At 41.3% G+C, this 14,559-nt stretch carries 9 protein-coding genes; 1 reads left to right on the top strand and 8 read right to left on the bottom strand.

The annotated features are described in order from the left end of the window. The 5 genes from B7714_RS01605 to B7714_RS01625 all read right to left on the bottom strand — a co-directional run bounded on the left by B7714_RS01605 (position 1) and on the right by B7714_RS01625 (position 6,574). Positions 1 to 1,047 (bottom strand): FecCD family ABC transporter permease, encoded by a 1,047-nt coding sequence (locus tag B7714_RS01605; protein ID WP_084859458.1) that lies wholly within the window; start codon positions 1,045 to 1,047, stop codon positions 1 to 3. A 228-nt stretch (positions 1,048 to 1,275) separates the two neighbouring features. Continuing rightward, entirely contained in the window at positions 1,276 to 1,887 is a 612-nt protein-coding gene (locus tag B7714_RS01610; protein WP_000531728.1) for a CadD family cadmium resistance transporter, read from the bottom strand. 870 nt (positions 1,888 to 2,757) lie between these two features. Then, positions 2,758 to 3,027, bottom strand: a complete 270-nt coding sequence (rpsO, locus tag B7714_RS01615; protein WP_001018251.1) for a 30S ribosomal protein S15 — start codon at positions 3,025 to 3,027, stop codon at positions 2,758 to 2,760. Between the two features lie 144 nt (positions 3,028 to 3,171). After that, positions 3,172 to 5,871, bottom strand: a complete 2,700-nt coding sequence (locus B7714_RS01620; protein WP_084859459.1) for an FtsX-like permease family protein — start codon at positions 5,869 to 5,871, stop codon at positions 3,172 to 3,174. Between the two features lies 1 nt (position 5,872). Then, positions 5,873 to 6,574 (bottom strand): ABC transporter ATP-binding protein, encoded by a 702-nt coding sequence (locus tag B7714_RS01625; protein WP_042902698.1) that lies wholly within the window; start codon positions 6,572 to 6,574, stop codon positions 5,873 to 5,875. Between the two features lie 141 nt (positions 6,575 to 6,715). Between B7714_RS01625 and B7714_RS01630 the strand changes: the two genes are divergently transcribed. Next, the gene (locus tag B7714_RS01630) at positions 6,716 to 7,288 is read left to right on the top strand and encodes a TetR/AcrR family transcriptional regulator (RefSeq protein ID WP_042902697.1); all 573 of its coding nucleotides are present in this window, start codon (positions 6,716 to 6,718) and stop codon (positions 7,286 to 7,288) included. Between the two features lie 122 nt (positions 7,289 to 7,410). Here B7714_RS01630 and B7714_RS01635 read toward each other — a convergent pair whose 3' ends face one another. The 3 genes from B7714_RS01635 to B7714_RS01645 all read right to left on the bottom strand — a co-directional run bounded on the left by B7714_RS01635 (position 7,411) and on the right by B7714_RS01645 (position 14,343). Next, positions 7,411 to 8,103, bottom strand: coding sequence for a phosphoglycerate mutase (locus B7714_RS01635; RefSeq protein WP_000240130.1), 693 nt, complete (start codon positions 8,101 to 8,103; stop codon positions 7,411 to 7,413). Between the two features lie 197 nt (positions 8,104 to 8,300). Beyond that, on the bottom strand, positions 8,301 to 8,681 hold the full coding sequence (locus tag B7714_RS01640) for a hypothetical protein (protein WP_084859460.1): 381 nt from the start codon (positions 8,679 to 8,681) through the stop codon (positions 8,301 to 8,303). 151 nt (positions 8,682 to 8,832) lie between these two features. Continuing rightward, complete coding sequence (locus B7714_RS01645; protein WP_084859461.1) at positions 8,833 to 14,343, bottom strand: ZmpA/ZmpB/ZmpC family metallo-endopeptidase; 5,511 nt, start codon at positions 14,341 to 14,343, stop codon at positions 8,833 to 8,835. Between the last annotated feature and the right edge of the window lie 216 nt (positions 14,344 to 14,559).

Genomic DNA, 14,559 nt, shown 5'->3' on the forward strand with positions numbered 1-14,559 from the left:
TCAGGCCCTCACCTCCCTTCGCCTACCTCCAACAATGTAGATAAAGAAGGGAGCACCCACTAAGGCTGTGAAAATACCAATCGGCAGCTCAGCATTTGGAATAATGACACGAGAGAGTACATCTGCCCAGATGACAAAGAGGGCACCCAGCAAGGTTGCAATGGGAAAAAGTCTCCTGTAATTCGTTCCTACTAACCCTCGAGCTAAGTGAGGAGTAATCAAACCAACAAATCCAATAATCCCACAGGTTGCCACTAAGACAGCTGTCAGCACAGCCACCATGGTCACATAAAGATACCAATAAAAGCGTAAGGGAATCCCCAAAGTTAAAGCAGCCTCATCTCCCATCATCATCGCATTAAAAACACGATACTGAGTAGAGAAAAATAGAAAGGCCAATCCTACTACTATAGTTGGCAGAACCAAGTCTGCCCAGGTAGTCCCGGCAAGCGATCCCATGGTCCAAAACTTAATGGTCATCACACTGTCAGCATTAGCGCCAACAGAGATAATAAAGTTGGAAAATGCCAGAAAGAGAGCATTGACCACCGTTCCTGATAAGATCAGACTAGAAGTCGTCATCCTTCCCTGCATAGAGGCAATGATGAGGACAGCAATTGTTGCCAAAATAGCTCCAAGAAAAGCTCCAAGACTAATCATCACTTTCAAACCGAGAATGATGCTCAAGGTTGCCCCTAGAGTTGCACCCGCAGAGATTCCTAAGACATAGGGCTCAGCGATGGGATTGTTCACTGTAGACTGCATCACGCTACCACACATAGAAAGACCAGCCCCTACTATCAGACCTAACAATACTCGGGGGAATCTCATGTTCCATACAATGGCAAGAGTTGACTTAGAAACCTCTCCCGTCTCAAGAGGAAAACCCAACCTGCTCAAAATAATCCGATAGGTATCTCCTAGATCAATCGCAACGGACCCCATAGAAACAGCTAGAAAGAGGGAAATCCCTAAAATACCTAGCAAAACACCTAAAAGTAACACAAATTGTACGTTCTGTCGGCTTCCAGAAAATTTGGAAAGCATGAAAACCTCCTTAAACAAAATTAAAAATTTAGAAAATTCTCATAAAAAGTATACCATATTTTCAACAATGGAACAAGATGAGAAAAATAAATATAGTTGGTCTTACAGTGCTAATAATCGTAACCGAAGATTATACTTAGGTATATCGAGGTAAAGTGACAACATAAAAAGCCCTCTAAAATTAGAGAGCTGATTTGAGCCCGGGCTAAAATCCTAGTGAAAAAAAATCTACACGATCAGAAAAGTCTCTATCGTGCCATTTTCATACATGATATATAGTCCAAGTAGAATGAATACTATGGGCACAATGATTCGCTCGTATTTTTCAATTGTCTCGAATATTAACGGAATAGAGGATAACATCCGACTAATCTCGCAAAAGATAATTATGCCGATTACAAACACAAGCAACGCCACGAGGGTCTGTGACCAATCTAACGAAGCAAAATAAGGTATATAGATACCTAAATTATCTCCGCCAGACGCAATTGTCAGCAATGTAACTGTCCAAAACAGTTGATTTGCCTTGCTTTGTTCTAATCTTTCAATAATTTCTTCCTCTTCTTCCTCACCTTCTCCAACAATTGCAAAGCGAATCCCTAAATAGATAGGGATTAAACCAAGCAATCCAACCATCCATTCTTCAGGCACGAAATTAACGACATAAGCAGCAACTAAACTCGCCCCTACAAGTAAGCCTGTTCCTAGATATTGCCCCGCATAAATATGCCATTTCTGTTTATTCTGTGATAGCTGTGCAAATAAAATAATTAAAATAATTAAATAATCGATACTGGTGGAAATATAAACACCAATAGCAGATATGATTGTCTGTCCCATAAAAACCTCCTGTATTAGTCAGTAATAAATCAGCAGATTTTAGGAGAGCACAGACACATTAATTTAGCTATCGCTAGTGGGTAATGTCGAACGTAGGAAAGCATTTTACTCCTCCTCAAAACGTAGTTACAAAGTAATTTCTAACTGGAATTCGGTGACTACTTCCATGTAAAGTATAACATACTATACTTTACTTCGTAAAGTGTGGACTCTCCGAGGGGGCTTGCAGACAGTTACTCGGCTTGAAAAGCCGAGTAACTGCGCACCTTCATGGTGTCATTAGCTGATACCATTTGAGGTTTTTGTAGTCTCCAAAATTATGACCGATAAAACTCTCAGCGTTGTTTTTGACAGTAACGACAGGTTTTTGTAGTCTCCAAAATTATGACCGATAAAACTACAACGCCAAGGCGCATCCAACGCAGAAAGTTTTTGTAGTCTCCAAAATTATGACCGATAAAACTTATCAATACGTCTGATGGTCTCCAAGGTCGTTTTTGTAGTCTCCAAAATTATGACCGATAAAACCTCAATAAAAAAGCTCTCTGAATATCAGAGAGCTGATTTGAGCTCGGGCTAAAATCCTAGTGAAAAAGATGAAACTCCTTGTGTTCATCGAACACTGTTTCCTTTCCCTATTTTCATACGGATTTTTAACGCCCTTAGCATCATGATTCTTGCCGGATAAACCGTTTATAGACTAGGCGATGAACCGAAGATTGTATAAAAATTTTAGTGAAACAAAAAATCTCCCCGAAGGGAGATGATCTGGTTTATTTTACCTTACAGTGCTAGGAACCGTAACCGAAGATAATACTTTAGTATATCGAGGTAGGGTGACAACGCAATGTAAGTGGAAAATAAAGCAGATTAACGACGAAGTCCTAGAGAGTTGATTAACTCACGGTAACGGTTAACGTCGTTTTTACGCAAGTATGCAAGTAAGTTACGACGGCGACCGATTTTCTTCATCAATCCACGGTAAGTAGCGTGGTCTTTTTTGTGTTGTTTGATGTGTTCGTTAAGGTGGTTGATTTCCCAAGTAAGGACAGCAACTTGAACCTCTACTGAACCTGTATCACCTTCGTGACGTGCATATTGTGCAATGATTTCATTTTTTTTCTCTTTTGAGATTGCCATGATGTTTCTCCTTTTTATTTGGCTTCATCCGAGTGACAGGTTGGCATGCCTGTAACCAAGAAGAAGTTATTTGTCTTTACGACAGTTCTTATTCTACCAAGAAGCAGGGACTTTGTCAACTGATTTACTGTTTAAAGCAATGAATTACTCTACTGATTTCAGGGCTTCGAGCATATCCACTTTTCTCAAGTGGTGATTGACAAAGATACCTAGTAAGGCTAAAATCACAGTCACTGCGACGATTGGAAGAGCATAGACTTCCCAGTTGACCTGAGGATAAAAGAGTATGGTGGCTGGTGAAATCATTTGAATCAAAAATTGATGTAAATAGTGGCCAGCTACCAAACCGAGAGCAATCCCAACAAGGGACAGCACTATGGTCTCACGGTAGATATAGAGGGTCACTTCTTTATTATGGAAACCGAGAACTTTGATAGTGGAAAGTTCACGGATACGTTCTGCCACATTAATGTTAGTGAGATTGTAAAGAATGACAATGGCTAGCAAGACGGAAACAAGGACAAGGATTGCCATGGTTTTATTGAGCGAACTAGCCACGGATTCAAAGAGATGGATGGCTGTCACATTTTGGACGACCCCAGAAACAGTAGCTTTTTCCATGAAAATAGCCGCTTCTTTCTCCGTATTGGAAGGTGTTGGGTCTTTTAATTTTACTAGGTAGGTATTGTCTTGCGGACTGGTTCCATAGACTTGTTCGTAAGTCGCTCGTTTGAGATAAACAAAGTGTCCAACATAGTTTTCAGAAATAGCCGCGACCTTGATTTCCTTCCCATCAAGCTCCAGCTCATCTCCAACCGTAACACCTGCTAGTTGGGCTAATTTTTGACTCACGACCGCTCCATCAGTGACCAGCACCTCTTGACCATTTTCCTCTAATGTGATAAAAGGTTTAAAGTCTTCTCCACTAGTAACCATCATGGTGATGGTTTGAAGTCCTGCTTTTCCTTTGAAATCTTTTTCAATGGATTTAGAGTAAATCTTTTGATAAGCGTGGATCGATTCAGCTTGCAAGGCACTTTCTAGATCTGTTTTTTCTTGCTCCGTTGCACTGCTCTTTTCTGCTACAATCATCTGGTATTGCTGGATTTGTTCAAATTGGCGTTCGGAAACTCCTCCCACAGATGACTGAATACCAAGACCAGCAAATAAGAGAGCAACTGAACCTGCAACTCCAAAAATGGTCATCAACATTCGTTGCTTATAACGAAAGATATTTCTTGCCGTAACCTTATGAGTAAAACTCAAACGACTCCAAATAAAGCTCAGTCGTTCCAGCAAAATCTTTGATCCCTTAACGGGAGGTTTGGGAAGTAAGAGTTGGGCTGCTTCATCGTGTAATTCCCTCCGCGCTACCAGATAAGCCGGCAAAACGCTGGATACCCAACTCAAGGCTAGGGCAAGGATACTATAAGACCAATAGAAATACTCGTGACTTTTTCCAACAACCATCCCAGCTGTTATAACATCTGAAATCACCCCTGCAAGAAGATAATGTCCAAGAAGTGTTCCTATAATGGTTCCCACAGTTCCTGCAAGAAAACCATAGAGGACAAACTTGGCAACAATATCTCGGTCGCGGTAACCCAAGGCCTTGAAAATACCTGCATTGGTGCGTTCTTCATCTACAAAGCGAGTCATCGTTGTAAAGGTCACCATTGCAGCGACCATATATAGCACCACGGGGAAAATATTTCCGATAGAACGAATACTTGTTGATAAATTGCTGTACATGCGGTAGCCTTGACCACCTGGCATGGTTTGGCGATTGTATACGTGGTATTTCGGCTCTGCCAGTTCATCAAGGTCTTTCTGACGCTGTTCAAGCTTCTCTTTTTCCTTAGTTAGATCACTCTCTGTCTGAGCCAGTTTTTCTTTTTTAGTCGCCAGTTCTTCCTTAGCTTTTGTCAGATGTCCCTCGATTTGACTCTTTTGCGGTTCTGGTAAAGCGGTCGCTTGTTCTTCTTGCGTTTTCAAGCGACTTTCAGTCTGCTCTAACTGACTCTTACCATTTTCAAGGTTGCTTTCAGCAGTTTGGAGCTGTTCTTTCCCATCTTTCAGGCTCTTTTGCCCATTTGTTTTAATACTTGCCAATCTTTTTTGACCATTATCAGCAAGTAAGTCTTGCAACTCTTCCTGATGTTGGGCTCGTTTGGTCTTATAGTCTGATGAAAAAGTATCCAGATTTTTTAAATCGTCATAGCGCACACGCGCAATACTATAAACATCTGAGTCAAACTGACTGGGTAAAATTACTCCATAGCCAGTCAGGTTGCCATTTCCACTACTAGCACTTCCTAAATCTTCTTTAGAAAGAATCTCACCCGACTGAACAAATCCAGTAATTGTAAAAGTTTGGGATTTTACGATGGACTTTTCTTCTTTCTTAGTAAAGGTAATGGTCTGCCCAATCTGATAGCGGTCTTTCCAGAAATCAGCTAAGGCAATTTCCTCATCAGCTTCTGGCAGTCGCCCTTCTGTCACTTGAAAGGTTGAAATGCTCTCTGGTTTGGAATAAAGTCGAACTGCTTCCTCACCATTTTCAACGGTTAGGTCTGCCATATAGCCAAACTCAACACTTGCTCCTTGAAGGGTCTTTAGTTCGTCCTGATCTTCTTTGTCCAAGCCATAATCAGCTATCACTGCCAGATCCAAAGCATTGGCTTTACGGAGATAATCCCCTGCCGTGCGTTCCAAGTTTGGGCTAGTCACTTTGAGTCCTACTAGGGCTAAAGAACCCAGCATCATCAAGGTCAAGATAGAAACAAAGCGTCCCTTTGAAGTCGTCACTGACTGAAATAGGTCTTTCCGATATGTTTTTTTCATGCTAATACTCCAATATATCGATATCCTGTGGATTCTCATTAATCGTCACACTCTTAACCGTGGCATCACGCATATGAATCACGCGATCTGCAATAGGGGCTAGCGCGCCATTGTGGGTCACGATAATCACCGTCGTTCCTTTTTGACGAGACATGTCTTGGAGAATTTTCAAGACTTGTTTCCCTGTCTGGTAATCCAAGGCACCTGTCGGTTCATCACAAAGGAGAATTTTAGGATTCTTAGCTACAGCGCGTGCAATGGAGACTCGCTGTTGCTCCCCTCCAGAAAGCTGGGCTGGAAAGTTATTGAGGCGATGACCTAGCCCTACATCTGTCAAAACCTGCTCTGGATCCAAGGCATCTGTCACGATTTCTGAGGCCAATTCCACATTTTCCTTGGCTGTCAGATTGGAGACCAGATTGTAAAATTGAAAAACAAAGCCTACATCTTCACGACGATAGTTTGTTCGTTGGTGCGAACTATAGTTGGCAATATTGGCACCATCAATCCAAATCTCTCCCTCATCATTGGTATCCATACCTCCTAGGAGATTGAGAACCGTTGATTTTCCAGCACCAGAAGCACCAAGGATAATGACCAGCTCCCCCTTTTCAATTTCAAAATTCACATCACGATTAGCCACAATCTCCGTATCCCCAACCTGATAACGCTTGTAGTTGTGTTTCATTTCAATATAAGCCATATCGTTTATCTCCTTTTCAAAGCTCGTTTTCTTAAATCAACAAGATGTTGATTCTAAATCACAAATATTATATAATGGGCTAAGTCAAAAAGCAATAATCAAAAATCAACAAAGTGTTGATTTAAGAAGAAGGAAGACAAAATGGTTCAGAAACGAAAAACTACTACTAAGGAAGATATCAAAGAAGCTTTGATTCAGCTGCTATCAGAGGATAAATTTGAAAATATATCAATTAGTAAGCTCTGTAAACGGGCAGGAATTAATAGGGGAACTTTCTATCTACACTATGAAGACAAATATCAAATGATTGACAGTTTTAAAAGTGAAATTATTTCCCAGCTCTACATTTTTTTAGAAAAAGAAAGAGAATCGCCTAGAAAGTTTATGTTAGCCAACTTCTATATATTACGTTCGAACGAACGCCTTATTAACGCCTTGTCCCAAAGTCATTACATAGACTTTCGTGGTGCAATTCGTGAATTTCTAAGTAGCATTATTCTAACTGAAAATCAAAAAGAAAAGACTCGTCATTTCTTATCTGAAAACTTCCAAATTCCTCACAAATACGCTTTGGAAATCTTCTTATCAAGTATTGAAGGAATTATTTCTCTTTGGATTGCTGGGGGAGCTCAAGAAGAACCGGAAGAAATCACGGATATAATCTTATCAACCTATAACTACGAACACTGGAGCTACGAATCAAAAGAAGATTAATTCATCCACCCCACTACAGTATAAACTGCTTCCTCTCATTTTATACTTTTTCAATTAGCTAAATTGCCTTTTTTAACTTAGATACAAAAAAGCCTAGGAATCCTAGGCTTTCTGTTTATAAATTATTTTCCAAGGTAGTATTCAGAAACTACGTTCAATTTTTCGTCAAATTCGAATACCAATGGTGGGAAGTTAGGGATTTCCACGTCCATGATTTCGTCGTCTGACAAGCGTTTGATGTGTTTTACAAGGGCACGGATTGAGTTACCGTGAGCTCCTACGAATACGTTTTTACCATCTTTAAGTGCTGGAGCGATTTTGTCTTCCCAGAATGGAAGGGCACGTTCCAAAGTCACTTTCAAGTTTTCAGCATCTGGGATAACTGAGTCGTCAAGTGAAGCGTAACGACGGTCAGTGTGTGCTGAATGCTCATCATCACGATCCATGTTTGGAGGCAATACATCGTATGAACGACGCCAGATGTGAACTTGCTCATCACCAAATTGTTCCGCAGCTTCAGCTTTGTTTTTACCAGTCAAACCACCGTAGTGACGTTCGTTCAAACGCCATGATTTTTCAACTGGAACCCACAATTGGTCAGAAGCTTCAAGAGCCAAGTTTGTTGTTTTGATTGCACGTTTCAATACTGAAGTGTAAGCTTGGTCAAATTCGATACCAGCTTCTTTGATCAATTTACCAGCGTCAATCGCTTGTTGTGTACCTTTTTCAGACAAATCAACATCAGCCCAACCAGTGAAAAGGTTAGCTTTGTTCCATTCAGACTCACCGTGGCGAGCAAAAACCAATTTTACCATTAGATGGATTCTCCTTTTATTTTTCGAGGTTGTCCTCGTTTATCTATTCTATTTTACACAATTTTTCACAAAAAAGCTAGTTAAAATCAACTAAAAAGAGAAGAGTCTCAACATGACTCTTCTCTCAGCAATCTACTTTTAAAAATTGTTTTTGAAACACAAAAACAACCCTTCCTAGGGTTGTTTTCACTAGACTATCAGACAAGTCCATAGACTTCTTTCAAAAATTTAGAAAAAGAAACAGCTCCTTTAATGATTAGCAATCCACCTATCCACTCGGTCGCTGAAAGAAAGCCCAGCACGCCACCAATGATAAATAAAATAGATGGCAGCATTCGAAGTTGTTGATCCTCTTCGAAATAGATTAGCATAAAGGTTCCTAATGCAATCATCAAAATCTTAAAAAATGTCAGGAGCAGGGAAAAGGCAACCGTGACAACCAGCATTTTTGAAGGATCTTTATAGATGATGGCCCCAGTATAGGATAGCAAAAATCGTAGAACAGGTCCCAAAAGCAAGGTTATACCTGCCAGCATACCCAGTCTCCAATTGAGTCGAACCAATCTATCTCTCTCCATAAGAACCTCCTTCTCTCGTAGCTATTATTCTACCACATTTCCCCAAGAAACAAAAGACCTTCTCAGTCACAAACAAATCGCCTACCAGCTTTCAGACAGCCGGACATAAAAAGAGAAGATCTGTCGATCCTCCCTTTTCATTTTCCAACCCTTATTTCTTAAAAATAGAGGTTCTGAAGTCGTTTGTTTGGTCAAGATAGGCTTTAAAGATTGCTCTCTTCAACTTATGAACGGCACTGTCATACTCTGGATTATAGTTGCTCCAACGAGGACTTACAGCATCCTTGATAACAGCTTGATCCATGAGGGCTTGCAATTCACTCACTTGATTGATGGTCTCTGTCGTATAGTTTGGCCATGGTTTTGTCGGATCTTTAAAGGTCACTTGTTTCAAGTTTTTAAACTGATCCACACGTTCTTTGTACATGGCTTTCTTGAAATCTGCCCAAGATGCATACTTGCCTTCAAACACCTTGTCCAATACAAGATCATCTGTCACCAATCCTCGTGTTTTACCATAGAGATTGATGGTTTTACCTTTTTGTTTGGCAGCTTCTTCATATTGGTTGGAGATATAAGGTACCATTCCATCCTTAAAGCCTTTGGCAGCCAAAAGTTCGTAAGCAATCCTACGCCCCATAAGGTCCCCTGGCGTGCCTTTCTCACTGCTGAGAGCTGAAAAGATTGGGGCAAAGAGTTTAATGGTATAGTAGCCATTTCGTTCATAGTCGCCAGTCTGGTACTCACGAGCTGATAAGATGTTGTGGTCAATCAAACTTTCAAAACTATTCAAGTTTTGGGCCTCTGCTTCTGTCAATTCTTTGACTACGTTAGTGGCGTAAACCTCATTTCCATCTGCTGGATCTTTCACATACTTGTTCTCAATTTTTCTGAGAGCCGCCATTTTCTGGTAAACATTCAGTTTGTTGACGATTGATTGTCCTTCGAGATATTCCAACATGTAGATGAGGTCAAACATGTTGTGGACATAGCTCTGAAGATCTGATGCGTTTTGGAATCTCTCTGTCGGATCCAAGACTTGCAGACGGGAGCCCTCTGCACTATCTGATTTTGAGTGTCTCAAGATAGAATTGATGGTAATGGTTGCGTCACTTGGTTGGTCAGGGGCTTGCAATAAACCTTTTGCAAAGAACTCTGGTCCCAAGCCACTTCTTCGACCATAGCCGCCAAGGTAGATATCCTGATCGGAATCATGGGTCATTTCATGGGTATATGTAATGGCTCCATCCTTGTCCAGCATACGGTAAGACATATAGTAGACGCCATCACCTGTTGCGTAGGCTCCATGCTGGTTGTGAACTACCTTATTGCCAACTGGTCCAAAGAAGTTTTTCATGGCTGGATTGGAACTATCAAACTTAGCCTCCAATGTAGCTTTTCCTGAGGTTGTGTCATCACCAAATTTATAGGCATCATAAAGCAAGATGGTACGATAGAGTTTTTCACGTCCCTCATTATCTAAAATGCGATACCAATAATCGTAGTGATCTCGCTGACGTTTGGCTGTTTCACGCGCATTTTCTTCAACAAAGTCATTGAGAGCCTTGCCCGCTTTATGGTCACTATTTCGGTAGCGATCATAGGCTCCAAATCCTAGACTAGACATGGTCGAGATGACAAATACTGATTTCTCTGGCAAGGTTAGGAGAGGCAAGACCATATTGCGGTATTTCCATGTGGCACTCGTGATGCGGTCATAAACACCGATAGAGTACTTGGTGCCAGCTAATCCTTGCTTCGCTTTCACCTCTTCGATAGTGGATTTTTCTTCAACGATGTAAGCCTTAGTCTCTGATTTAAACCAGTCATTGTTGCTTGTGGTTGGTAGAAAGACTTTTCGGTAATTTTCTAGCGTGCTAAACAAATCTGTCGTTCCATGATGGCTGGCTAAACTAATAGAATAAGTATCGACATTATTCTTAGCAAGAAGATTATTAAAGCCAGATTTACCTAACTCAATCAGAGTATCTAGTGGTGAAGCATTCTCCTTACCAAAGAAGTCCAGATGGTACAGAACCAGGTCTTTGACGTTTACCTGACCATAGCTGAAGTTATACCAACGTTCCAGATAGGTCAAGCCAAGTAGCAAGGCTTCTTTGTTGCGCTTGATTTTATCTACAAGATAGCCTCTGGTAACTGGGTTGTCACCAGCCAGTCCGGCATCTGCTGACAAGAGCTTTTTCAAACTGTCTTCCAGATGTTGTTTTGTTTTGGCGAACTGGTCTTCTAGATAGAGCTCAGTCTGCTTGACGTTTGGAGAAATACCAAGTGTCTTTCTAATGCCTTCTGAGTGGTAATCAACATTTTGTAAGTCAGGTAAGACTTGCTTGATGATAGAGCTTTGGTCATACAAGAATTGGTTTGGCGTATAGAGAAGGCCCGTATCTCCTAGACTATATTCCGCTAATTTGGCAAAATCATTCTGGTACTTGAGATCGAGCTTCTCAGATGAATGATCCTTGTAGTGAAGCAAAAGTTTGTTTGCAGTCTGTTTGTTTGAAACAATGTCTGTGATGACTTGGTTATCCTTCATCATAACTGCTGACAAGAGTTCTTTTTGATATAGCAGACTGTTCTCATTGACCAAGTTTCCATATTTGACGATGGTTGCCTTGTTGTAGAAAGGTAGCAATTTTTCAATATTTTTATAAGCCAAGGCGCGCTTAGCTTGATAATGGGCAACCTTAGAAAAATCACTGTCTTTTTTGTCACTTGTTGAGAGGGGCTCCACTGTTGGTAGAGTGAGAGGATTGATTGCTGCTTTCTTGCTTGCAATTTGAGAAGCATCTAGCATCGTTCCTCTTTCTTCAAAGGATTCCTTGCTGACGACCTCATCCTTGACCAAGGTGACATTGTAGACTCTGTTGGCCTTGCTGCTGAATGTGTCCTTCACCTTCATATCATTATAGTGGTAACCAGTGATGGCATTTCCGTTGGTTACATTGACATCGCTGAGGACATTGGTCAAACTTCCAGCATGCTTTTCTAGATTAGAAGTTCGGTCCCACAAATAGCCTGCTACTCCCGCGACTCTACCAAAGTGTTTGACATTGTTGATATCCCCCTCAGCATAGCTATGCTGGATTTTCGCATCTCGGTCTACTAGACCTGCAAGACCACCCACAGTCTGATCTGAACTATTTGTGTTGGATGAAATGGCTACTGTCGCTTTTGACTTCGTCAGCAAAGCCCTGTTTCCTGTCAAATGACCGACCAGACCACCGATATTGTAGGCAGCAGTCGTTTCATAAGTGTTGATAATTCTTCCCTTGAAACTGCTCTCTGTGATACTTGATTGCTCAGCCTTTGCCAGCAAACCACCGATACCACGTTCACCGGCGAGAACACCATCGACGTGAACTTGCTGAATCTTTGTGCTATTGTGCGCTTCATAGGCCAGTGCACCGATATCATCTTTCCCTGAAATAGAGACATTTTTCAGACTCAATTTTTCTACTGTGGCACTACTCAAGGTTTCAAACAGTGGTTTTTTCAAATTGTAAATAGCATACTGCTTGCCATCTTTTTCACCGATCAACTGACCAGTAAATGTACCCTTGATGTAGGATTTAGCTTCAGGCTCTAACTCCACTTCGTTGGCATTCAAACTAGCTGCTAAATGATAGGTTCCAGAGAGATTCTGGTTGATAGCTTTGACGAGGTTGCTAAAGGAAGTAAAGGTTGTCGTTTCCTCTCTAGCCTTCTTAGCTAGGTAGAAGGTGAAATTATCGACATATTTATTTTCTAGCTCTTGCTGGAGTTTCTCAGCCTTGGCTGTAATTTTATAAACTGACTGACCATTTCGTTTCTCTTCAGTTATTGAAGCGACTGGTAGATAGACATCTTTAAATGACGAAGATTTAACCTTGACAAAGTAAGTTTCTGGATTACTTGGAACCTCGTCTAAAGAAACGTGTTGTTTGTAAGTACCATTGGTCTGACTATACAACTCCAGATCCGAAACATTTCTTAGCTCAAGCGTCTTCTCTGGATCTTTTTCTTTTGGTTTTTCTGTTGGAGCTTTCGGTTTTACTTGCTCGGTATTACCAGTATATTCTGGAAGAGGAGCGACTTGCTCCGGTTCAACAATTGCCCCTGCTTGCTCACCTTTATACTCTGGTAGGGAAGACTGAGTCTCAGGTTCGACGATAGCACCAGCTTGCCTTCCCTGATATTCAGGTAGCGGAGCAACTTGCTCGGGTTCTACAATCGTTCCAGCTTGAGTTCCTGTATACTCTGGTGTTGGTGGCACCTGTTCAGGCTCTACGATTGCTCCAGACTGCTCGCCTGTATATTCTGGTTTTTCAGCTGTTTCAGGTTCCACCAAAGCCCCTGACTGGACGCCCCCAACCTCTGGCTCAACTTTTTCCGGCTCAACGATGGCACCAGCTTGAGTTCCCTGATACTCAGGTAGTGGAGCGACTTGCTCGGGTTCAACGACTGCTCCTGCTTGGGTGCCAGTATATTCTGGTTTTTCAGCTGTCTCAGGGGCAACAACCGCTCCCGCTTGCTCGCCCGTATATTCTGGTAATGGAGCCTGCGTCTTAGGCTCTCCCTTTTTTGCAGACTGAGGTGCTTCACTTGCAGCTACTGCCTTCTTAGTCCCTTTCTCTACTATACGTGGCAAAGCTTCTTCTATCTTAGTCGAGAGAACTTCCCGAGAAATTTCTTGGTTTTCAATAGTGAAAATGCGAACAAGTTCAATCTTCTTCCCAGCACGACCTTCTTGTTTAACATGGATGGTTCCCTCTGTTAGTTCTGGATTTTCTTGAACCGCTTCTGAAAACTCTAGTTTGGTTACAATTTCTTGGTCTTTGTATAGGAGCTCTGGTTTGTTCACGCGACCAGCCAAGACTTCATCCTGAGGATCCACACTAGCAAGACCAGACGGTTTTGAATCAGATAAATCTTGAGAAAGGATTGGCTTCTCAGCAGGGAGTGTAGGAGACGGAGCTTTCTGCTCATCTCCTGCCTTTTGCCTACCTTCATTGGCCTGAAAATGAGGGTGAACTGTATAGTCAAGTTTCTGATCCCTATCAGCAGTTTCTTGCAGACTAGCGTCCTTGTCTTGCTTAATATAGCCTAGGTAGGTATATCCTGACAGAGCGCGTGGCAAAGGCAAACTATCTCCTTGAGATAATTGGTATTCTTGATTGTACTGGAGCAAAAGTTGATTTTCAATAGCCTGAACCGAAGAAGCCAAACCACTGCTCATCCCCGTTACCAAAATCACATTCAAGAGGACTTTCTTCTTGCCTTTCTTTTTGGATACAACAAAAATAAGAAGGCCAATTGAAGCTAGGGCTCCACCAGTTAAAACACTAGTAAGGCTATTCTGCCCACCTGTATTGGGCAACTGACCCAGCTGGGCTTTCTCATCCATACGGTAGACTAGATAATAGGTGCTCTCACTATCTTCCGCAATTTTAGGAATATCCTTGACAATCAAGTCTTTTTCTTGCCTACTCAGCTCCGTATCCGTCACATATTTGTAGTGAACAGCTACATTTTCTTGGGCAAATACGGTTCCACTACTAGCAATGGACACAAAAAATAGGCTTGAAATCGAAGCTGACACAAGTCCAATTGCTAATTTTCGTAAGGAGAAACGATGCTGCTTCTCTCCAAAAAACTTTTTCATTCTAAATCCTCTCAACTTTTACCTTCTATCAAGAAAATAACTAGTATTATATTTTGATATAGGTATTTCACATCCACCATTATACTATAAAAATACTTCCTTGTCTCAAATAAATGCTTTAGATTTTACGAATGTAAAAGCTTATTTATCCTGTAAAATTTATCTGTCGTTGATGACAAAAAAAGAAGGCTAAGCGCCTTCTCTTATTTGAAAATA

This window comes from Streptococcus oralis subsp. oralis (genome assembly GCF_002096595.1).
GTDB classification, from domain to species: Bacteria; Bacillota; Bacilli; order Lactobacillales; family Streptococcaceae; genus Streptococcus; species Streptococcus oralis_D.

Bases quoted from the DNA above. Each gene is read 5' to 3' on its own strand.
- rpsO (WP_001018251.1), bottom strand. From the start codon at position 3,027: ATGGCAATCTCAAAAGAGAAAAAAAATGAAATCATTGCACAATATGCA.
- B7714_RS01630 (WP_042902697.1), top strand. From the start codon at position 6,716: ATGGTTCAGAAACGAAAAACTACTACTAAGGAAGATATCAAAGAAGCT.
- B7714_RS01645 (WP_084859461.1), bottom strand. From the start codon at position 14,343: ATGAAAAAGTTTTTTGGAGAGAAGCAGCATCGTTTCTCCTTACGAAAA.
- B7714_RS01635 (WP_000240130.1), bottom strand. From the start codon at position 8,103: ATGGTAAAATTGGTTTTTGCTCGCCACGGTGAGTCTGAATGGAACAAA.
- B7714_RS01605 (WP_084859458.1), bottom strand. From the start codon at position 1,047: ATGCTTTCCAAATTTTCTGGAAGCCGACAGAACGTACAATTTGTGTTA.
- B7714_RS01640 (WP_084859460.1), bottom strand. From the start codon at position 8,681: ATGGAGAGAGATAGATTGGTTCGACTCAATTGGAGACTGGGTATGCTG.
- B7714_RS01620 (WP_084859459.1), bottom strand. From the start codon at position 5,871: ATGAAAAAAACATATCGGAAAGACCTATTTCAGTCAGTGACGACTTCA.
- B7714_RS01610 (WP_000531728.1), bottom strand. From the start codon at position 1,887: ATGGGACAGACAATCATATCTGCTATTGGTGTTTATATTTCCACCAGT.
- B7714_RS01625 (WP_042902698.1), bottom strand. From the start codon at position 6,574: ATGGCTTATATTGAAATGAAACACAACTACAAGCGTTATCAGGTTGGG.